Origin of the sequence: Halovivax cerinus, assembly GCF_024498195.1 — an archaeon.
Taxonomy (GTDB): Archaea; Halobacteriota; Halobacteria; order Halobacteriales; family Natrialbaceae; genus Halovivax; species Halovivax cerinus.
On record NZ_CP101824.1, the window covers coordinates 3,095,656 to 3,116,127 of the forward strand.

The window sequence follows — 20,472 nt, forward strand, 5'->3', positions numbered from 1 at the left end:
CGGCGTGATCGCGAACGTCTTTAGGCGAGGACCGACCACGTACGGATATGAGTGAGCCGACAGCGGCCTGGTTCGCCGGCGTCGATCCAGCCGATCGAGACGCCGGCGTCCGATCGGTCCGCGACGGATCCGTCGCCGAACCCGGCCCGTGGCCGACGAACGCGGTCGAATCTAGCGCCGTTTCGGACGAAGACGCCTACTACGACTGGCTCCACGAGGTGACGGTCGCGGCGACCGAGCGTGCCGCACGAGAGGCTGAACGAGCCGACGACCGCCAGTTGATCCACGTGGTTCGAGCGATGGACGACTGCCGGCGGACGGCGAACGAACTCGCGGAACGAGTGACCGAGTGGGCCGGCACGCTCGACGACGATCCCGGTTCCGGCGTCGCGTACGCCCGTCGTCTTCGGGATTCGGAGTCGGAGGCCGCCGACGAATCCGTCCGATCGCTCGCCGGACGCGTCGTCGACGTGGACGAGGAGGCGACCGCACTCGAACGGCGGATCGACCGATTGGCGCCGACGGTCGCACCGAACCTGTCCGCGCTCGCCGGGCCGATACTCGCCGCGCGTCTGATTTCGCTCGCCGGGGGCCTCGAAGCGCTCGCGAAGCAACCGAGCGGGACCGTCCAGGTACTGGGAGCCGAGGATGCCCTGTTCGCCCATCTCCGGGGCCAGGCGCCGTCGCCCAAACACGGAGTCATCTACACACACGAGGCGATCCGTGAAACGAGACCAGCGGACCGGGGATCGGCGGCTCGCGCACTCGCGGGGAAACTCTCCATCGCCGCCCGGATCGATCACTATTCCGGCGATCGTCGTCCCGAGCTCGAACGGGAACTCGCCGACCGGATCGATACGATCCGGTCTCGTGACCCGGAAACCGGAGCAGACGATGGCGGTGAGACAGATGTCTGATCTCCCGACGGGCGTCGAGCGCCGTACGCTCGACGGACGCGAGCGACTCGCGACGCGTGGCGAACCGGTCTACGGCGAACCGACCGACGGAGCGTGGCGGGCCTGGGACCCACGCCGGTCGAAACTGGGCGCCATGCTCGAACTGGGCTTCGAGACCGGCTTCCGCGGCGGGGACGACGAACGCGTGCTCTACCTCGGCGCTGCGAGCGGAACGACGGTGAGTCACGTGGCGGACTTCGCCGGGCCCACGTACGCCGTCGAGTTCGCGCCAAGGCCAGCTCGCGACCTCGTGACGGTCGCGAACGACCGACGACGGCTCTTTCCCCTCCTCGCCGACGCCCGCATGCCGGCCCAGTACGCACACGTCGTCGAATCGGAACTCGACGTCGTCGTCCAGGACGTCGCGACGCGCGGGCAAGCTCGCGTCGCGATCGAGAACCGGCGCTTCCTCGCCGACGACGGTCGCCTGGTGCTCGCCGTCAAAGCCCGAAGCGAAGACGTAACCGCCGATCCGGCCGCCGTCTTCGAGCGCGTCCAGGACGAGCTAACCGAGGCGTACGAGATCCTCGAACGGAGGTCGATCGACGAGTATCACGCGGATCACTTCGGTATCGTCGCCACCCCCAGGTAATCGGCGTCGGCGTGCCGAGGGGCGTGCGATTCGATCGCAGTGGCGACGGTTCTGGTTCCAAACCCTATTTATCGTCGCACCCGCAAGACAGAGCCGATGGATCGCGGGTCGCGTTCGGCGTTCGATACGATGGGAACGCTCGGCGTCGAAGAGGAGTACTACGTCGTCGACGAACGGGCCAGGCCGACGAGCGGAACGGACGAACTCGTCTACGAATCGGAACCGCCGGCCGTCCTCGACGGGAAGCTCGATCACGAACTGTTCAAGTGCGTCATCGAGAGCCAGACGCCGACGTTCGAGGACCCTTCGAACACGGCCGAACACATTACCCGCGTTCGGTCGGCCCTGTGCGACCACGCGGCGGACCACGGATTCGACATTGCCGCGGCCGGGCTCCACCCGCTCGCGAGATGGCGTGAGCTCGAACACGCCGAAAAACCTCGGTATCAGTCTCAACTCGATCGGATTCAGTATCCACAACACCGAAACACGACCGCGGGCGTCCACGTCCACGTCGGCGTCGACGACGCCGACAAGGCGATCTGGATCGCGAACGAACTGCGGTGGTACGTCCCGATCGTCCTCGCGCTCTCGGCCAACTCGCCGTTCTGGAACGGGTTCGACACCGGTCTCGCGTCGGCACGGGCGAAGATATTCGAGGGGCTCCCGAACACGGGGATGCCGACCGCGTTCGAGGACTTCGAGTCGTTCGATCGATTCGAACGGCGGATGGTCGAGAGCGGGGCGATCGACGACCGGGGCGAACTCTGGTACGACGTCCGCCCACACACGGGCCACGGCACCGTCGAAATTCGGACGCCGGACGGACAGGCCGATCCGACGGTCGTACGCGCCATCGTCGAGTACTGCCACGCGCTGGTCGTCGATCTCGCGGCGGCGTACGAAGACGGCGAGCGCGGGTACGCTCCGACACAGCGCCGGGAAGTTCTCGACGAGAACAAGTGGCGAGCCATCCGACACGGGCGCGATGCCACGTTTATGACACGCGACGTCACGGGAACGATCGAACTCGACGAGCTCGTCGACCGTGAGTCCGACCGACTCGGGGTCGACGGCATTCGTCGAATATACGACCGGGAGAGTGGCGCACACCGACAACGCCGCGTGCTGGAGCGCGATGGCGTCGACGCGCTCTGTGAGTCACTCCTCCTCGAAGTGTAGCTCCGTGGATAGAGCGGGGAGGACTCGAACCGGCTCCGATCTCGACCACCTCCCATTGTAGACCGGCTCTGGAGTGGCTGGTCTATCTCGGAACGCTGCTGAGACCATCTTCTGTCTCGGAACGACCGAGACCGTCTTCCGCCTCGGACCGTCTCTGGGCTGACCGACCACTCTCAGGCCGTCTCTGAGAGCGGCTTCCGTCACACGTCACTACGTGCACCGACTCGTTTCAGAAGCAAGTGCGAGGCCGTGCGTATACCCCCGACCCGTCGCCTCGACCAGATCGTCGATTCGGATAGATAGTCGCACGTACCCAGGCGGTTCGTCGTGTCCGATCCGTTCCAGCTCGGTGGGAACGACTCGGTCGATTGAAATAGCGCGACCGTCAACTCGCACGCGATAGACCGTGGCCTCCACAACACGCACCGAAGCGAGTGGGTTCGGACTCCTCTCACGTCGGTTCGGCGTCCCGGAACTGGTCGGTACGACGCTCGTCCTGGTGAGTGCGACGATTCTCCTGGGAATCGCGACGAAAGCGTCCGGTGCCGGATTGGCCTGTGACGCGAACTGGCCGCTGTGCGACGGCGGCATCCTCAACCTCTTTCCGGCGACGTTCCCCAGTTTCTTCGAGTGGATTCACCGTGTCGTCGCCGGCGTCTCCGGACTCTTCATCGTCGCCTCCGCGATCGTCACCTGGCGATCCGGCGCCGACCGAACGGCCGCCTGGGCGCTCACGATCGGCCTGCTCCTCACCCCGGTTCAGGTAGCACTCGGCGCCGGCACCGTAAAACTCTACGATCTCGCCATCCTCGACCTCCACTTCTGGACGGCGATCGCCATCTTCTGTAGCTTCGCTGTCGGGGCGATCGTGCTGACGGCCGACCGCCTGAATACGACGACCGTCACGCGCGCACTCGGAATCGCGACGGTACTCGTCCCGGCACAGGTGGTACTCAGTCCTCTCGTCATTTCCACGTACACGGAAGTCCTCCAGACGACGCTCTACGCCGTCACGCTGGTGTTCATCGGATCACTGCTTTTCGCTGCGATCGTCGGCCGCCGCCGGTACGAAGGCCGAACCGCCCTGGTTCTCGGGGCCGCTCCGATTCTCGGCCTCGTCGTCGTCTACTTCGGGAGAGAATCCGTCATGGGGTTCGATCCAAGTATCGTCCTCGGGTACTGGCTCGTCACGATCGGCACGACGGTTGCGTTCGCGTGGCTCTGGTATTCCGTTCGAACGACCACCCCGAAGCATTGACCGTCGGTCGACCGGCACCGGTATTCGTCGACGGACCACGCTATCACAAGTATCCGTCAGCAACACGCTCGATAAGCCCTTCGAGGGACTCTCGAGAGTGTTTCCTCGATTAATCAGTACCGTAAAATGTAAAGTGTATCGGGACGAAGATTCCGGTATGCGTTCGCTGGACGAAACAGACCTCGAAATCATCGCCCTCCTCCTCGAAGACGCGCGCCGTCCGTACAACGACATCGCCGACCGCGTCGACGTCTCCGCACCCACGGTGTCCGACCGTATCGATCGGCTCGAACGGCTCGGGATCATCCAGGGGTTCACCGTCGATATCGATCGTTCGTCGTTCTCCGACGGGATCGAAGTCCTGATCGACGTTGCCCTCTGTGCGTCTCAAAACGGCACCGTGACGACGGACCTCGCCGCAGTCGAGGGTATCGAACACGTGTTCATGACCTCCGACGCCCGCCTGCTCGCGGTCGGTACCCTCCAGAGCCAGGACGTCGGTCCCTCACTTCTCTCAGCACTCGACGCCGGACAGATCGAATCGTACCGCGTTCACCTGATCCAGGAACGCGCCTGGGAGCCCTCTCTCGCCGACCGGTCGATAAACCTGACCTGCGAATCCTGTGGCGACGACGTCACCGAGAACGGTCGCTCCCTCCGATTCGATGGCGGATTGTACCACTTCTGTGACCGTGAGTGCCGGTCTGCCTTCGAAGATCAGCAGACGCCCCTCGCCGAGTCCTCCTGACCCTGGCTGGTCACCCGAGCACGAACGTCCCCGCGTGAGACGGCGACCACCCTCGTGCATCGACCGATCCTGCGCATCGTCGTCCCGCTCATCGGTCGGGTCCGCGCATCGACGCCCCGCACTGCACCCGTCTCACGGAGTCGAGATCGGAAATCGAGGCCGTTATGCGATCGGCGAACCTTCCGTTCGCCGTGACGCACCTGACCGATCGTCGGTCGAACCCGTTCGGACTGACGCCGCCGTTCGACCGCAGTGACGAATCGGCCGTCCCCGCCGTCTTCGGATACGGCGATCCCAACGCGGATTTTCACGTGATCGGTGATCGTCCCGGCGTCCACGGCGGTTCGACGTCCGGGATTCCGTTCGCACTCGGGAGGCGGGAGACGCCGCTCACCTCGCTCCTTCGGTCGGTCGACTTCCTGTCAGACGATGCGGACGGACCCCACCTCGACGATTGTTTTCTGAGCTACATCCACATGTGTACCCTTCCAGCCGGCACGGAGCCGACCGCGGACTCGTACGCACGACTCGAACGCTTCTTCGACGCGGAACTTCGGGCGGTCAACGCGCACGTCCTCGTCCCGATCGGACGGCGTGCAACGGCACGCGTCGTCGAATCGTACACGACCCGACGAACACGAATCGAACTGGACATGGACGCGCTGCACGCGACGGAGATACGCGGTCGAGGCTTTCTCGTCGTTCCGTTGGCGGATCCTGATCGGTGGGACGAGTCCCTGGTGGCGAGAGCGTCCGATCGATTCGAGTCGATCCTGTCCAGCGACTACCGTCAGACGAAGGGAGTCGCCACCACGGTCGGGTGACGCGGACGAGGCAACCGATCGGTCACACGTCGCGACGAGGAGTGAGCGGACGGTGACCGTTGTCGCCGGCTCAGACGCCGATACGGCGCCGGACGACAATCCTGACGGGGAGTCCGAGCGCACCGAGGAGGGGAACGACGACGAGCGCCACCAGTTCGATCGGTCCGAAGGCGAGCTCTATCGTGCCGGCGACGAGGACGGCGACCGGCGCCGAGACCAGGAGCAGATAGACGTAGGACGGAGACCAGCCTGGCAACCGACGTGAGTGATAGATCACCACGCCGAAGAGCAGTGGAAGGAGGAGCGATCCGGCGAGTAAGACGCCGCCAGCGAGTGTGCTGGTTACGCCCACGACGAGTGCGAGGAGGATCGTCTCGTCGATCGTCACCGGTCCGAGGAGGCTGCCACGTCGTGTGTGGCGCCACCCGAGGAGCAGCGCAATCGTCCCGACGATCGCTCCGGCGAGTACGGCGTACCAGAGCTGGCGAGCGATCGGTGGCGTGACCGGCTCCGTGGCCCCTACGTACGAAATTGCGCCGGTAAGACCGTCGCTGGCGGAGACGAGTGCGTCGTAGTCGACCCCCGATGTGCGAAGCGTCTCCCAGATATCGCCGAACGCGTCACTGTTGGCGCGACCGTACTGAATCAGCCCGAGCAGGTACACCAGCGTGCCAGTCCAGAGGAGCGGGCCGGCGACGTTTATAGAGCGCCACCACCGGAGGAGCTCTGAAAGACGATCGTGCGGAGATCGGACGACGCGGCGGCCGATGCCCGTGGAGGAGCCGATGCCCGCGGAAGACCCGACGTTCGAACCCGAACCGCGTCCAGATCCGGTCGACGAGGCGGATGCGTCGCCAGTTCGAGCATCTGCCCCGGCCGATGACCCCCACGAGGTCGATTCGGTCCGAACGGTGGAGTCGCCAACCGACGACGATCCGTCTGCGTCGTCGGTCGCCCACTTGTCGGGAGAGGGTAATCCGGAGGTGCGCTTTGCGACGTAGTCGACGTGGCCCAGTCGATCGTACGCTCGTCGTTCGACGGGGTCGCCGAGGACGTCGTACGCCGTCTTGAGGGCCGTAAATTGCGCTTGCGCACGTTCGTCGTCGTTCAGATCCGGATGGTAGATGCGCACCTGTTCACGAAAGGCAGCCTTGATCTCGTCCTGCGTGGCGTCCGGCGGTACGTCGAGAAGATCGTAGAAGTCCTCGGTCATGGCGTCACACTACTGGGCGGTCGTGGTACCTCGATTATCTATTCCTCTCCCGTATAATTCTGCTGTTCGGGAGGCGTCTGTCGATCATCCGCAACCAAGTGGGTTGAGCGTTGTGGCCGATTCCGCCGCGGCGTTGCACACCGACGCAGGTATACACGGTCGCTGGAGGTGTTCACGGTCGCTGGGGTACTCGATGCGTAACACACGGGCGAGGACAGTGAGAGGCATCAGTTTCCGACGAACTCCGACAGCGTCGTCTGATCGGGATGGCGGCGTACCGAGGTGATCGGACCGGTCCCGGCGGATCGATTTGCGTCGCGTCGGTCCGGCCCCGCGTCGACGGAAGCGCCGTCGCCGTCGAACGCCGAAAGGGGCACCACCACGTCTGTCGAACCGTCGCCGGCGTTCACCACCGCTGTTCGAGACGAAGGCGACGTTGGCGATCGATCGGCCGACCGGGTCCCGCCCTCGACGAGAGCGTCGAGCGTTCGCTGATCGGCTGGCAGCGTGTCCCCAGCGGCGTCCGATGTCTCGCCCGTATCGTCGGGCGATGGGTCGGGAGTGGTCCTCGACGAATCGGTTGCTGGTTTCCCTCCCGACACGTCCAGCGGGTTGTCGACACCGTCTCCGTCCGAACCCGCCCCGTTCGTGTTCCCTGGTTCCGTAGCGTCGCCCCAGCCGTCGAGGTTCGACTGGTTCGCCGCGTCGAACTCCAGGTTCGCCACTTTGACACCCAGTTTCCGGACCCGATCCTCGTCGAACTCCCGAAAGAGGTCCGTCGCGATCTCGACGACGAGCCCCGGATCGTCCACCGGCCCGGAGAGCGATCGCTCCCGTGTGTTGACGTCGTACGGCGGCGTGACGGCCTTGACGCCGACCGTTCGGTACAGCGCCCCTTCGCGCGTCGCGCGATCGGCAACGGCCTCGGCCAGCGTGTGCAACGTCTCGCGTTTTCGTTCCCACGCTGCGACGGGGGAGCCGAACGCGGATTCACGTGAGAAGCTCTTCGGGAGGCCGCGCGGCGTGACTGGCCGGTCGTCGGCGCCGCGCGAGTAGTCGTAGAGTTCTCGGCCTCGCTCGCCGAACGCCTCGACGAGCGCGTCGGGATCGGCGTCGGCGACGTCGCCGGCGGTCTCGAGTCCCATCTCGCGGAGGGTACGGGCCGTGACCGGTCCGACGCCGTGTATCTCGTCGACGTCGAGCGGACCGAGGAACGATCGGACCTCGTCCGGTTCGACGACGGTCAACCCGTCGGGTTTGTCGAAGTCACTCGCGATCTTGGCCGCACTCATCGATGGGGCGACGCCGATACTGACGGTGACGCCGACCTCACGGGCGATACGCTCTTTGACGTGTCTCGCGAACCCCTCCGCGACCGACCAGTCCGTCCGCTCGGTCACGTCGAGGTAGGCTTCGTCGATGCTCACCTCCCGAACGACGTCTGCGCTCTCGTGGAGGATAGACCGTACGTCCTCGCTCACAGATTCGTAGTACGCCATGTCGACGGGGCGGTAGACGCCCGTTTCGGAGACGTCCAGGTCCGAGTCCGAATCGGCGTCGACGCGTCGAGGAAGGTTCTCCAGGGCCTGACTGATCGCCATGGCGCTCTCGACGCCGAACTCGCGCGCCTCGTAACTCGCAGTCGCGACGGCGCCGACGGAGTCGCCCGGTTCGTAGCCCATCCCGACGACGACCGGTTCGCCACGCAATTCCGGCTCGCGGAGACGCTCACAGGCCGCGTAGAAGCAATCGGCGTCGACGTGCAGGACGATGGGGTCCTCGTCGGACTCCGTCTCGACGCCCGGGAGTCGCGCCTCGTCCGCCATTGTCGCCAGTCCGGACCGAACCACCGTGAACGTTGCGACGGCTGCCCGACGATCGGCTTCGCGCCACTTCGGTCCGGCATCGGTACCTGTCACGCCTGCCGGGAGGGGTCGCTTTTTGTCCGTGCGGCCGGGAGACGGTAGCATGGACTACGATCTGGATCGGTTCACCTCACGGCAGTCGACCGTCCGCGCGAATCGCGGGCTGGTCGCGACGAGTCAACCGCTCGCCGCGCAGGCGGGCGTGGAACTGCTTCGAAACGGCGGTAACGCCTTCGACGCCGCCGTAGCGACCGCCGCGGCGCTCAACGTGGTCGAACCGACTTCGACGGGAATCGGCGGCGACGTCTTCGCCCTGTATCGAACCGCCGACGGCGAGGTTGGCGCGATGCGATCATGCGGCGGGGCGCCCGCCGATGCGACGATCGAGAACGTCCGAGCGGCCCTCTCCGACGCCGACCCCGACGAGCGCGCGTCGTACTACCCCGAGTCTCGCGGCTACGCCGTCGACGCTGGTGGCGACCCGGACACCCTCGAGATGCCGTTTCTCGGTCCCCACGCGGTGACCGTTCCCGGGACGGCTCGCGGGTGGGAAGCGACCGTCGAGGAATTCGGCCGCACGTCACTCGCAGACGCACTGGCTCCGGCGATTCGCTACGCGACCGAGGGCTACCCCGTCTCTGACGTGATCTCGTACTACTGGCAGGGGGCGGAGACCCTCTTTACCGACGAACACGCTCGCGAGGCGTACCTCTTCGACGGCGAAGCCCCGGCCCCGGGACAGACGGTCACGCTCCCCCGACTCGGCGGGTCTATGCAACAAATCGCCGACGAGGGCGCCGACGTCGTCTACGAAGGGGAGATCGCCGACGCGATCGCGTCCGAGATCCAGGACGCCGGCGGCTTCATGACCGTCGACGATCTGGCGTCGTTCGAACCCGAGTTCGTCGACCCCGTCAGCACTACCTACAACGGGACCGAGATCTTCGAACTGCCGCCGAACAACCAGGGGTTGATCGCGCTCGAAGCGCTCAACATCGCCGAGGAGATCGGTGCGGGCGACCACGCCTACGACTCGCCGGAGCGCGTCCACGCCTTCGCCGAGGCGATGAAACTGGCGTTCGTCGACGGCCACCACTACATAACCGATCCGGCGTACGAAGAGATCCCGGCGCTCGCGTCGAAATCCTACGCGGAGACGCGGGCCGAAGAGATCGGCCAGGCACCGATTTCGGACCCGGACATCGGCGTGCCGAACGCCAACGCCGAGGACGCGGACACGGTCCTCCTCACGGTCGGCGACGAGGCCGGCAATCTCGTTTCCTTCATCAACTCACGGTTCGCCGGGTTCGGAAGCGGGCTCGTCGCCGGCGATACGGGCATCGCCCTCCAGAACCGCGGGGCGTCGTTCTCGCTCGACCCCGACCACCCGAACAGCCTCGAACCGGGCAAGCGCCCGTTCCACACGCTCGTCCCGGCACTCGCGAAGTTCGACGAGGACGACTGGGCCGCCTTCGGCGTCATGGGCGGCTACATGCAACCGCAGGGCCACGTTCAGGTGCTCTCGAACGTCGTCGACTACGGTATGGGACTGCAGGAGGCGCTCGACGCGCCGCGCTGGCGGGTACGCGAAGATGGCACGCTCGGCGTGGAAGAGCGCCTGCCGAACAGCGGTGCACTCGCACGCACGGGTCACGACGTCCGCGTGCTCCCGCCGGTCCAGTTCGGCGGCGCGCAGATCGTTCGTCGACGTGACGGCAGCCTCGCCGGGGCCAGTGAACCACGCAAGGACGGACAGGCCACCGGGTTCTGACGGTCGCCGATCAAAGCCGATCTTCGGTGACCTGGCGGCAGTTCTCAGGGAGCGTACTCGTCTTCGGTCAGTCGGACGACGACCGTTTCGGAGACGTCGCGGAGGTCGTACTCGGGGATTTCGCCGTCAGTTCGCCTGACGTACAGCGGTTCGACGAGGCGACCCCGGTCCGTCTCGCCACCCGTTCGGCCGGTCGCATCGTCCGGATCGGACGTCCCGGCGTCCGGATCGTCGATCGTCGCATCGTCCGGGTCGTCGACCGTCCCGCCGGTCGGGTCGTCTGTCGTCGCTCCGTCCACCAGCGCCGGATCGACGCCCGCAGGCGGCCCCGAATCGCGGTCGTTCTGCCGACGATCGTCCGGATACTCGACGCCGTATATCTTCAGATAGTCGCCGGTCTCGGCCGGCTCCATCTCGTCGTTACGCATCGCGCGGGCGAGCGGCCGAGAGAGCCACTCCGTCTCGTGGACACTCGGATCTCGAACCAGGATCGTATCGACGAATCGAACCACGTACCACTGCAGGTCGTTACACAACGCCATCGCCGCGCCGAGGCTCACCGTATCGAGGGCGATCGAGTTCTCGAACGGCCGTCGCAGATCGTACGTCGAGAGTGCTTCGCGGGAGGTCTCCCGCGAGAGGAGTTCGTACTGCAGGGTGACGTCCTCGTCGCCGACGAAGCAGACCCGGGTCACGTTCCGAAGGTGGGGTCGGACGAATAATGGTGGTTTCGGTCCGACTGGCCGCAGTCGACGTCGAACCGGACAGACTCGGGATCGAGTGCGTACTCACCGGCCACGAGGGTCGATGAGCGTCGCCTCGGAGGTGGCAGACGCCGCCCGCTCGTAGAGGTCGTCGGGTTCGACCGCCAGCAGCTGTTCGACCCGGCCGTTCGTCTCGACGCGATCGGGGGCAATGCGGTTACACCCGGCGGGGATGGTCGAGTCGCGGTACGTCCCGATGTTTCGGGCGCGCTCGACGATGGTCTCTTTGTCCATCGCGAGGAGCGGCCGGTGGATCGGCAGGTCCGTCGCCCGACTCGTCACCGCGAGATTCTGGGCCGTCTGGCTCGACTTTTGCCCGAGGGCTTCACCGGTGACGATCCCCTGGGCGTCTGTCTTCGCTGCGACGTGTTCGGCGATGCGGTAGAAGAACCGACGCAGTGAGAGCATCCGGCCCTGCTCCATGGTCTCGGCGAGGTGGGAGACGGTGTCGCCCCCCGGCACCCGATAGACGGTCAGGTCCCGGGTCGGCGCGTAGCGGGCGAGGGATCGAACGGTCTCGATCGCCCGTGCCTCGTGGTCGGGTCCGCCGTACTCGCCGAGGGCCACGTAGACGGGAACGATGGGACTTCCGCGTCGCATCACCTCGTACGCGGCGACGGGCGAGTCGATGCCGCCGCTGATCAGGGCGACCATGGGGGCCTGCGACCCGAGCGGGAGTCCGCCCGGTCCGGCGACGGTGTCGGTGTAGAGGTAGGCCGCATCGCTGCGAACTTCGACGCCGAACGTGTGGTCCGGATCGTCCAGATCGACCGTCGGGTCGAACGCGTCCTCGACGGCCTCCCAGATCGCCGTTCCGCCCGCTTTGGCCAGCTCCTGGCTCGTAAAGGGTAGGTCCTTGTCGGCCCGCCGGGCGTCGACCGCGAAACTCCCGCCGTCGTACGCCTCCGGGGCGATCTCGGCGAGCGCGTCGACGATCGGCTCGAACGCTGGCTCGACGGTTACGCACGGACTCGCCGAGACGACGCCGAACGTATCCGTCGCCGCGTCGAGGGCGTCGGCGACGGCACCTTCGGTCGTCTCGATTCGGGGCCGGTTCCACTCCCTGACCACCGAACCCGGGACCGATCGGTCCGCCATGAGCGCCTCCAGGTGCTCGACGAGTAGGCCCTCCATGTAGCGCTTGACCGACGTGCTCTTCGTGTTGATGTCGCCGTGGCGAACGAGCACGGTGTCGGCTCCCGGCGGATGCATGGCTCTCGCTAGCGACTGGTCCGTATAAGGAGGTTGTTATCGGCGAGCGGCGACGTTGGCGGCGTGAGCCACGAACGCGACCTAAAACGTCGTCAGTTCGCCGTCGATGACGCGACGGGTGAGTTCGGAGACGTCGCCGAGTTCACGATCGACGATGGCCTCGACGGCGTCCGCTACGTCGGCGATCGCCACGCCATCGGCAGTGACGACGTGGACGTCGGCGACGTGCGGGTGGTCGATCGGGCGGCCGATCTGGCTCAACAGGCGCACGCGAAGATCGGTGACGCCGTCGACCTCGGCGACGACGGCCTGGGCGATCTGCGTCGAGAGGAGGTTGTAGATCTTGCCGATGTGATTGACGGGGTTCTTGCCGCTCGTCGCCTCCATCGACATCGACCGGTTGGGCGTGATGAGGCCGTTCGCCCGGTTGCCCCGGCCGACGGACCCGTCGTCGCCCTGCTCGGCCGAGGTGCCAGTGACGGTGAGGTAAATCGAGCCCGCGTCGTAGTCGTCGGCCGTGTTCACGTGCACGCGGACGGTCCGATCGGTGTGTTCGGCGGCGACATCGGAGACGAACGCACGAACGTCTTCGACGGCGTCGCGGTATGCGTCTAGATCTGGCACGTACTCGTCGATCATTGCCGCCGCGACCGTGACGTCGATCTCGTCACCCTCACGCTTTCCCATTATCTTGACGTCGGTACCGAGTTCCGGGTGGTCGGCCGAATACGGGCCGTTGAGCCGACGCTCGGCCTCGCGGACGATCTCCTCGGTCTCCGAGAGCGGTGCGTGTCCCACGCCGTAACTCGTGTCGTTGGCCATCGGGACGCTGACGTCGTCATCGCCGAAGACCGACTGGAGGTCGCCGCTCCCCTCGCCGAGTTTGACGTCGACGATGACGTCCTCGCCGAACGTGAGTTCGGGGATCGTCTCGGCCAGGTACTCTCGGGCGGCTCGCAAGGCGATGGTCTCCGTGGGAATCGTCTGGCCGTCGTAGTGTTTGGTCGCTCGTCCGACGATCAGGAGGTAGATCGGGTCGACGACCTCGCCCCCGCCGAACGCCGGTGCCGCCTCACCGGCGACGAGTTGCGTCTCGTCGGTGTTGAAGTGCAGTACCGTCCCAACCCGGTCGAGATAGGTCTGTGCGAGCGCCTGCGAGACGTGTTCGGCGATACCGTCGCAGATCGAGTCCGGGTGACCGATCCCCTTTCGCTCGACGATCTCGATCTCCTGGTCGTCGACCGCTCGCCGCTCGAACGGTTCGATCCGTACGTTCCGGTCAGTCATTACACACGCCTTGCGGAGGCCCGGTCCTATAACTTGCGAAAATGAATTATCTCGCCGTGATTACTCAGACACCGTTCGATGGGCCGACGTCGGTTATCGATCGAGCGGACGTGTCCCATCGTGGACCTGTAGTACTCCCGGACGTGTCGGGCTCTCGGACGTGTCGGGCCCATCGGACAAACACTCGGTGACGTGTCGGGCTCTCGGACTACTCCGACGGCCCGTCCGTCTCGATACCATCGTCCAGCAGGAGACCGAGGTACGACGTCCGAATCTGGTCGGTCGGATCGAGTCCGAGTCGATCGAGGACGTCGAACGCGCCGCGACGGACCGCCTCGACGTCCGACTCCGTCGTTCCACGCTCGACCTCGACGTACTCGCCGACGTCCGCGACGACGTCGAGCGTGACTGCGTAGCCCTCCACGTCGTAGACGGTCCGCTCCTTGCGGACGGTCGCGGTCGGCGTAAATCCGAGTCGCTCGAAAATTTCTGCCAGTTCGGAGTCGCTGTCGACGCTCGTCTCGAACTCCTCTCGCGTCTTCGACTCGTCGTCGACGAGCGGACCCTTGTAGGTCACGTTCACGACCGTTTCGTCCGCCGTCAGTTCCCGGCGTATTCGGAGCGCTTCGTCCGTCTCACCGAACGACCGGTGTGGAGCGTCGTAGTAGACGTCGACCTGCGTCAGCGACCGATTCGCTTCGAATCCGAGGCGGTCCAGCCGGTCCCTCACGACGTCGAGATCGGCGGGTACCTTCACTTCGACTTCGTACATACTCGCGTACACGTCCGGCGGTCAAAAGTATCGGTCGTTTCACGAACGGCGGACGTGGCAGTCGGGTTTCGAACGATACCGACAGCGATTCGTCGAAATATCGTCCATCCCACGAACCGTGAAGATGGTCAGTCGATACCGCACACGGACGCCATCGGCGCGAATCGATCCGTGACCCCCTGTCGCCCCCCAGCATCGTAGTGGTGTCGGTCGCGGATACCCACGAACGTGGGGGCAAAACGTGTTCCTTAAATGTGGACGGGGAAACGTACAACGTATGACCGATGAAGCAGAGCGGGAGGCTGAGACGGCAGCCGACGACGCCGAGGAAGAACCGGACGCCGAAGCCGAGGCGACCCAGGAGAGCGGGCTGCAAGACGGCGACTTCGTGAAGATCGCCTATACGGCCCGAACGATCGAGGACGGACAGCTCGTCGACACGACCGATCAGGAGGTCGCCGAGGAAGAGGGCGTCGCAGACCAGGAGCGCGAGTTCGCGCCGCGGACGATCGTCGTCGGAGAGGGGCACATCTTCGAGGCGGTCGAAGACGCCGTACGCGGGAACGAAGTCGGCACCAGCGACACGGTCACCGTCGCCGCCGAGGAGGCCTTCGGCGAGTACGATCCCGACGCCGTCGAGACCGTAAGCTCCGAGAAGATCGACGAGGACGATCGGTACCCGGGTGCCCAGGTCCAGCTCGACGGCCGTCAGGGCTTCGTCGAGACGATCGTGGGCGGCCGTGCCCGCGTCGACTTCAACCACCCGCTCGCCGGAGAGGACGTCGAGTACGACTTCGAAGTGATCGAGGAGGTGGACGACCGCGAGCAACAGGCCGCCGGTCTGTTCGAGATGTACATCGACGTCGAACCCGAGGTCCACATCGAGGTCGACGAGGTCGAAGAGGAGGTACTCGTCGAACCGGACGACGACGCGGACGAAGACGACTCGGCGGACGAAAGCGACGAGCCAGAGCCGGAGTACGAGACGGAGATCGTCGAGAAAGAGACGCTCTACGTCGAGTCGACGCCCCAGCTGACGATGAACCAGCAGTGGATGTTCTCCAAGCAGCAGATCGCCCAGGACGTCATGGACAAGGTCGGCGTCGACCGCGTGATCGTCCAGGACATCATCGACGGCAGCGGCATGGGCATGCCCGGTATGATGGGTGGCATGGGCGGTATGGGCGGCATGGGTGACGGGGACCTAGAAGACGCGCTCGAGGACGCCGACGTGGACGCCGACGAGCTCGTCGAAGAGCTCGAAGCCGAAACCGACGAGTAACCACCCAGGTCGCTCTCGATCAGTTTCGAAGTCGAAACCGACGGGAACTCTTCCCGTTCGGTCGCTCCCATACCGACCCTCGTAGTACCGACCACGTCGGTACACTCCGTCGCGATTCGCTCGCGTTCGACGGACCGACTTGTTCCTCGAACGAATCCGTCGTCGTTTCGTCGAGAGCGTCCGTCGTCTCCTCGAACGCATCCGTCTGCGGCCCAATTCTAGTCGCTATAGAAGCGTTCCTGTCGCGATGACGACGGTCGACAGGCCGTTCCATGCTCCCTCTGGCACCCGCCACACCGGGAATCGACGCTGAGGTCGACATCGTGTCGAACGGTTGTGACAGAAGAGCCACCGTCCTGATCGTTCAGGCGATGTCTCGGCTCGTGTCGATCGCCATCTCGTCTGCCATCTCCAGTTTGATCCGTTCGGTCGGGGCACCGCCAGCCCTGAACTTGGGAATCGTGAGGAAGTTCTCCAGTTCCGTCGCTCCGATGTTGGTCTCCAGATCGAAGACCGCGTCGGCCATGTGCAGGGTTGCGGTCCGATTGTCGGGAATGGTCTCTCGCTTGAGGCAGTGGAGAACGGCGATGCTGCCGGTCTCTAGCATCTGGGTCTTGAGCTCGTTCAGGAAGACGCGATACTCCTCGACGGGCGTTTCCTCGAGAACGTCCATCGTGTCGACGATCAGGTTAGCGCCATCCGGGAGCGCGCCGACCAGGCGGCGCGCGTCGGTAACGGGATCGTCGCCCGTAATCTGTCGAATAGTCGGGCTTCCGACGCGCGCCTGTGACGTCTCCAGGCAGTGTCGAATCGCGTCGTCAGACCGTTCCGTCGAGATGTACAGGGTACCACGGGCGGCGGTGAGTTCGTACAGGAGCAGTTCCGACTGGCTGGCTGGCGAGGCCGTGAAGGCGACGATGCACCCAGGCGGAAGCCCGCCATCGAGCTTCCGATCGAGGACGTCGATACCGGTTTCTAACCGACCAGCCATGTACGCCTGAAATAATGCACCACGGCGGCTATAACTCTTTGGCTTCGAGTAGTTTCCGTCGGTAACGAGCTCCAGACCCGGCGGGCGAGACCGTGATACGTCGCAGTGCCGTGCCGAATTGGCCGGGGCTGGAGAGTGAGGGGAGTGACTCGCACACGATGAGACACGAACACACTCGTCGGGTTCGATGGGACCGAACCGACCTCGGTCAGGATGGGGAGATTGAAGGGCACGCCACGCACACGTGCGAGTAGATGCGTCACGGAAATATTCTCACGAGCAAACAACTGTCTCGGGCGGACATCGAAGCGGTCCTCGACCACGCGGCCGCGATCGAATCCGACGGATCGGCGGCCGTCGAGGACCGCTCCGAGACGGTGCTCGGCTTGCTATTTTTCGAGCCGAGTACGCGAACGAAGATGAGTTTCGAGACGGCGATCAAGCGCCTCGGCGGCGACGTCGTCGACATGGGGTCGGTCGACGCCTCGAGCGTCAAGAAGGGTGAGAGCCTCGCCGACACCGTTCGCGTGATAGAAGGCTACGCGGACGGTATCGTCCTCAGGCACCCGCGACAGGGGGCGGCGAAGCTAGCCAGCGAGTACGTCGACGTGCCGGTCATCAACGCCGGTGACGGGGCCGGTCACCATCCGACGCAGACCCTCCTCGATCTATACACCATCCGAGAGAACGCCGGTCTCGACGATCTCACCATCGGGATCATGGGCGATCTCAAATACGGTCGGACCGTCCACTCGCTCGCGTACGCCCTCTCGAATTTCGACACGCGACAGCACTTCGTCAGCCCGGAGAGCCTCCAACTTCCGCGGGAGGTCGTCTTCGACTTACACCAGGAGGGTGCATCGGTGAAAGAACACGAATCGCTCGACCCGATCCTCCCGGAACTCGACGTTCTCTACGTGACGCGAATCCAGCGCGAGCGCTTCCCCGACGAGAACGAGTACCAGAAAGTCGCCGGCGAGTACTGCATCACGACGGAGACCCTCGAGGCCGCGAGCGACGAACTCTCGGTGATGCACCCGCTGCCGCGCGTCGACGAGATCGCCCCTGGTGTCGACACGACGGACCACGCGACGTACTTCGAACAGGCTCACAACGGCGTCCCGGTTCGAATGGCCCTCCTGGACCTCCTGCTGGGTGATTCCGATGAGTGAGAACCACGAACTCCGGGTCAGCAAGATCAAGAACGGGACCGTGATCGATCACGTCCACGCCGGCCAGGCCCTCAACGTCCTCGCCATCCTCGGCATCGACGGATCGGACGGCGAGGGAGTCTCCATCGGGATGAACGTCCCGTCCGACCGCCTCGCCACCAAGGACATCGTAAAGGTCGAGGGACGTGAACTGAGCCAGGAAGAGGTCGACGTCCTCTCGTTGATCGCCCCCGAAGCCACCATCAACATCGTCCGCGAGTACGACGTCGTCGAGAAACACCGCGTCGAGCGACCGGATTCCGTCGAAGGGATTCTCAGTTGCCCGAACGCCGGGTGTATCACCGCAGCCGACGAACCGGTCACGTCCCGGTTCGACGTCCTCGACGATGGCGTCCGGTGTGTCTACTGCGAACGGATCGTTCGTGACGGGATTCCAGCCTTGATCGAACGCTAATTTCTCTCACAATATACTCCTCCAAAAGGGTTAATAGGGAGCGTCAGGTAGATCCGCTGTATGTCACGAACGACGAAAGTCATCCTCGCGCTGGTCGCGGTCGTCGCCCTCTGGAAACTGTACAGCACCGTCTCACCATCCCCCATCGAGTACGAGCCCGAACCGGAGACGCAGACGGCGTAAGACCGACCGAACCGGTCGGTGAACGAACGCCTTAACCCGTCCGGACCGAACGGTGATACATGGTCGGCGTCGTCACCCGAAACGAGCCAGAAGTCAACTGGGCGGAGTTCGATCGTGCGTTCTACGAAGTCAAAGACGTCACCGGCCGGTCGGCGGAACCGCTCCCGTCGGCCATCAACATGGTCTCGTGTTTCGGTGACAACGCGGCAGCCGACGCCGACCCCTCGCTAGTCGCGGTCGACGACGGCGGAACGCGTGCGACCCGCGAGCAACCGTACTTCGACTGGGCGTACATCTGTCCGTCTCGAACGGCCTACCAGGACGGACTCTTCGAGATCGTCGACGACTGCGTGGCCGCGAACGAAGACGTCAGACTCGACGACGTGGGGTTTCCACGAGCCGAATACTGTCGCTGTCAGGCCTGCGAGACGGCGTTTCGGGAACACGAGTCCGACGACTGGATGACGTGGCGCGCCGACGTCATCACGGACTTCGTCGCTCGAGCGGCCGACCGGATCCCCGGCCGTGTGTATCTGACCCTGTACCCGGATCCGTATCCCGGGCACCTCTACGAACGGTCGGGTCTCGACCTCTCCGCGCTCGACCCCTACGTCGACGAATTCGTCGTCCCGCTGTACGACACACACTACGGGACGACCTACTGGCTCGAATCGCTCGCGAAGGGGTTCGAGAGCGCGCTCGAAACGCCGTTCAGCGTCGAACTGTACGCGGTCGACGTCGCGATCGACGACCTCGCCCACGCGGCCCAGGTCGCCGAAACGTACGCGAGCGACGTCTACTTCGGCTACGACGCGAGCAACGCGCGAGCCACCGTCAGGCGCATGCGAGCGGACGACCGACAGGGGGAGACGTTCGGTGCGCCCGACTCCTGACCGGTAGCCGATCGACAGCACGACGGCTCGACGTGGTCCTGTCAGCGCCCGTCACGGACGAAACCCGATCGAACGGTCGGCGGTCAGGACCGATCGGAGTCGCTATCGGAGTCGGTGTCCCGATCGTGGAGCCCCCGGTCGTCGTCGCTATCGGAGTCGGTGTCCCGGTCTCGCACCTCGCGTTCGGCGTCCGTCAGTTCGTCGTCTGTGCCGCCGACGCGGTCGCCGTCGCCGACGTCCGGATCCATCGCTTCTCCCTCCGATCCCCTGTGAGCCGAGGACGAGCTTCGACCCCGGTCACTCCGCTCCGACCCGGAGAGTCCCGCGTCGGTGGTACCCGGGTCGTCGTCCATCGGCCGATCGTCCGGCCCGCCGGATCCACTCGACTCCGTTCGTCCACCGGCGACGTCGCGCTCCGGGACACTGCGGTTGGTTCGGTCGTCTGAATCGGAACGCTCACGCTGGTCGACGTCGCCGACGGGTCCCGTTTCGGTCCCCATCGACTCCTCCGCTCCCAGTTCGCTCCCCCGGTCACGGCCCCCGTGGTCGCCCGTCGCGTCTCCTCGGCCCGTCCGATCCTCCGGCGTCGACTCGGAATCGTCCCGTCGACCGGTCTCCGCGGACTCGGTACTCGTACCCGCGTCGCGACCGCTCGACACGTCCTGATCCATCGTCCCCGCCGTCGTGTCGCCGTGGAGTTCTCCACTGAGGTGGATCTCGTCCCCGGTGATGCGATCGATCGCGTCCTCCTGTAACGGATACGTGTCGTCGCCGGTGTCTTCCCACCCGAGCGCCGCTTTGATACTGTCCGTGAGACCCGGATCCGGGTTGATACGAGCGGTCCCGTGTTCGACTGCCGTCACCATCCCGACTTCCTCGCCGCTCGCGTTCACCACGGTCTTTCCCACGTCGTCGTCGCCGAATGCTGCGCACATAGCAACGATACTGTCGACGATGTCGTGTATGCCAGTGGTGCTTGCACAGACCGGGACGGAAACGATCCCCACACGCTGACCAAATTAGCAGTCTCCTCCATCCGACTACAGACTCCTC

The 20,472-nt window shown here is 65.1% G+C and carries 20 protein-coding genes; 12 read left to right on the forward strand and 8 right to left on the reverse strand.

Annotated features, from left to right (window positions below):
* The first annotated feature begins 47 nt into the window (after positions 1 to 47).
* The 6 genes from NO366_RS14685 to NO366_RS14710 all read left to right on the forward strand — a co-directional run bounded on the left by NO366_RS14685 (position 48) and on the right by NO366_RS14710 (position 5,560).
* Positions 48 to 917 carry an NOP5/NOP56 family protein gene (locus NO366_RS14685; RefSeq protein ID WP_256531531.1) on the forward strand — a complete coding sequence of 290 codons (870 nt, stop codon included), beginning with the start codon at positions 48 to 50 and terminating at the stop codon, positions 915 to 917.
* Complete coding sequence (locus NO366_RS14690; protein WP_256531532.1) at positions 910 to 1,548, forward strand: fibrillarin-like rRNA/tRNA 2'-O-methyltransferase; 639 nt, start codon at positions 910 to 912, stop codon at positions 1,546 to 1,548. Before NO366_RS14685 ends, NO366_RS14690 begins: the two co-directional genes overlap by 8 nt.
* 96 nt (positions 1,549 to 1,644) lie before the next feature.
* Positions 1,645 to 2,730, forward strand: coding sequence for a glutamate--cysteine ligase (locus NO366_RS14695; protein WP_256531533.1), 1,086 nt, complete (start codon positions 1,645 to 1,647; stop codon positions 2,728 to 2,730).
* Between the two features lie 406 nt (positions 2,731 to 3,136).
* Positions 3,137 to 3,988 carry a COX15/CtaA family protein gene (locus NO366_RS14700; protein ID WP_256531534.1) on the forward strand — a complete coding sequence of 284 codons (852 nt, stop codon included), beginning with the start codon at positions 3,137 to 3,139 and terminating at the stop codon, positions 3,986 to 3,988.
* A gap of 157 nt (positions 3,989 to 4,145) precedes the next feature.
* Positions 4,146 to 4,736, forward strand: a complete 591-nt coding sequence (locus NO366_RS14705; protein ID WP_256531535.1) for a winged helix-turn-helix transcriptional regulator — start codon at positions 4,146 to 4,148, stop codon at positions 4,734 to 4,736.
* Between the two features lie 191 nt (positions 4,737 to 4,927).
* Complete coding sequence (locus tag NO366_RS14710; protein ID WP_256531536.1) at positions 4,928 to 5,560, forward strand: uracil-DNA glycosylase family protein; 633 nt, start codon at positions 4,928 to 4,930, stop codon at positions 5,558 to 5,560.
* Positions 5,561 to 5,630: 70 nt separating this feature from the next.
* Here NO366_RS14710 and NO366_RS14715 read toward each other — a convergent pair whose 3' ends face one another.
* Positions 5,631 to 6,773: a J domain-containing protein gene (locus tag NO366_RS14715; RefSeq protein ID WP_256531537.1), complete on the reverse strand. Its 1,143-nt coding sequence runs from the start codon at positions 6,771 to 6,773 to the stop codon at positions 5,631 to 5,633.
* A gap of 227 nt (positions 6,774 to 7,000) precedes the next feature.
* A complete protein-coding gene (gene dinB, locus NO366_RS14720) occupies positions 7,001 to 8,599 on the reverse strand; it encodes a DNA polymerase IV (RefSeq protein ID WP_256531538.1) in 1,599 nt (532 codons plus the stop codon).
* 142 nt (positions 8,600 to 8,741) lie between these two features.
* On the opposite strand from dinB, the gene NO366_RS14725 reads away from it, so the two are divergent.
* Positions 8,742 to 10,409, forward strand: coding sequence for a gamma-glutamyltransferase family protein (locus tag NO366_RS14725; protein ID WP_256531539.1), 1,668 nt, complete (start codon positions 8,742 to 8,744; stop codon positions 10,407 to 10,409).
* A 44-nt stretch (positions 10,410 to 10,453) separates the two neighbouring features.
* Here NO366_RS14725 and NO366_RS14730 read toward each other — a convergent pair whose 3' ends face one another.
* From NO366_RS14730 to cyaB, 4 genes are all read right to left on the reverse strand, one after another.
* Positions 10,454 to 11,104 (reverse strand): DUF5804 family protein, encoded by a 651-nt coding sequence (locus NO366_RS14730; protein ID WP_256531540.1) that lies wholly within the window; start codon positions 11,102 to 11,104, stop codon positions 10,454 to 10,456.
* Positions 11,105 to 11,197: 93 nt separating this feature from the next.
* Positions 11,198 to 12,385 carry a tRNA sulfurtransferase gene (locus NO366_RS14735; protein WP_256531541.1) on the reverse strand — a complete coding sequence of 396 codons (1,188 nt, stop codon included), beginning with the start codon at positions 12,383 to 12,385 and terminating at the stop codon, positions 11,198 to 11,200.
* 81 nt (positions 12,386 to 12,466) lie between these two features.
* Positions 12,467 to 13,672, reverse strand: coding sequence for a methionine adenosyltransferase (locus NO366_RS14740; RefSeq protein ID WP_256531542.1), 1,206 nt, complete (start codon positions 13,670 to 13,672; stop codon positions 12,467 to 12,469).
* A gap of 208 nt (positions 13,673 to 13,880) precedes the next feature.
* A complete protein-coding gene (cyaB, locus tag NO366_RS14745) occupies positions 13,881 to 14,444 on the reverse strand; it encodes a class IV adenylate cyclase (protein WP_256531543.1) in 564 nt (187 codons plus the stop codon).
* A 277-nt stretch (positions 14,445 to 14,721) separates the two neighbouring features.
* Between cyaB and NO366_RS14750 the strand changes: the two genes are divergently transcribed.
* Positions 14,722 to 15,726 carry an FKBP-type peptidyl-prolyl cis-trans isomerase gene (locus NO366_RS14750; RefSeq protein WP_256531544.1) on the forward strand — a complete coding sequence of 335 codons (1,005 nt, stop codon included), beginning with the start codon at positions 14,722 to 14,724 and terminating at the stop codon, positions 15,724 to 15,726.
* A gap of 364 nt (positions 15,727 to 16,090) precedes the next feature.
* Here NO366_RS14750 and NO366_RS14755 read toward each other — a convergent pair whose 3' ends face one another.
* Positions 16,091 to 16,717, reverse strand: a complete 627-nt coding sequence (locus NO366_RS14755) for an RAD55 family ATPase (RefSeq protein WP_256531545.1) — start codon at positions 16,715 to 16,717, stop codon at positions 16,091 to 16,093.
* Positions 16,718 to 16,971: 254 nt separating this feature from the next.
* On the opposite strand from NO366_RS14755, the gene pyrB reads away from it, so the two are divergent.
* Genes pyrB through NO366_RS14775 form a run of 4 tightly spaced genes read left to right on the forward strand, consistent with a single transcriptional unit; the run spans position 16,972 to position 19,419 of the window.
* Positions 16,972 to 17,889 (forward strand): aspartate carbamoyltransferase, encoded by a 918-nt coding sequence (gene pyrB / locus NO366_RS14760; RefSeq protein WP_256531546.1) that lies wholly within the window; start codon positions 16,972 to 16,974, stop codon positions 17,887 to 17,889.
* Positions 17,882 to 18,343, forward strand: a complete 462-nt coding sequence (gene pyrI / locus NO366_RS14765) for an aspartate carbamoyltransferase regulatory subunit (RefSeq protein ID WP_256531547.1) — start codon at positions 17,882 to 17,884, stop codon at positions 18,341 to 18,343. The genes pyrB and pyrI overlap by 8 nt, the downstream gene beginning before the upstream one ends.
* A 60-nt stretch (positions 18,344 to 18,403) precedes the next feature.
* Positions 18,404 to 18,526, forward strand: a complete 123-nt coding sequence (locus NO366_RS14770; RefSeq protein ID WP_256531548.1) for a hypothetical protein — start codon at positions 18,404 to 18,406, stop codon at positions 18,524 to 18,526.
* A 59-nt stretch (positions 18,527 to 18,585) separates the two neighbouring features.
* On the forward strand, positions 18,586 to 19,419 hold the full coding sequence (locus tag NO366_RS14775; protein WP_256531549.1) for a hypothetical protein: 834 nt from the start codon (positions 18,586 to 18,588) through the stop codon (positions 19,417 to 19,419).
* A gap of 83 nt (positions 19,420 to 19,502) precedes the next feature.
* Here NO366_RS14775 and NO366_RS14780 read toward each other — a convergent pair whose 3' ends face one another.
* The gene (locus tag NO366_RS14780) at positions 19,503 to 20,354 is read right to left on the reverse strand and encodes a hypothetical protein (RefSeq protein ID WP_256531550.1); all 852 of its coding nucleotides are present in this window, start codon (positions 20,352 to 20,354) and stop codon (positions 19,503 to 19,505) included.
* Between the last annotated feature and the right edge of the window lie 118 nt (positions 20,355 to 20,472).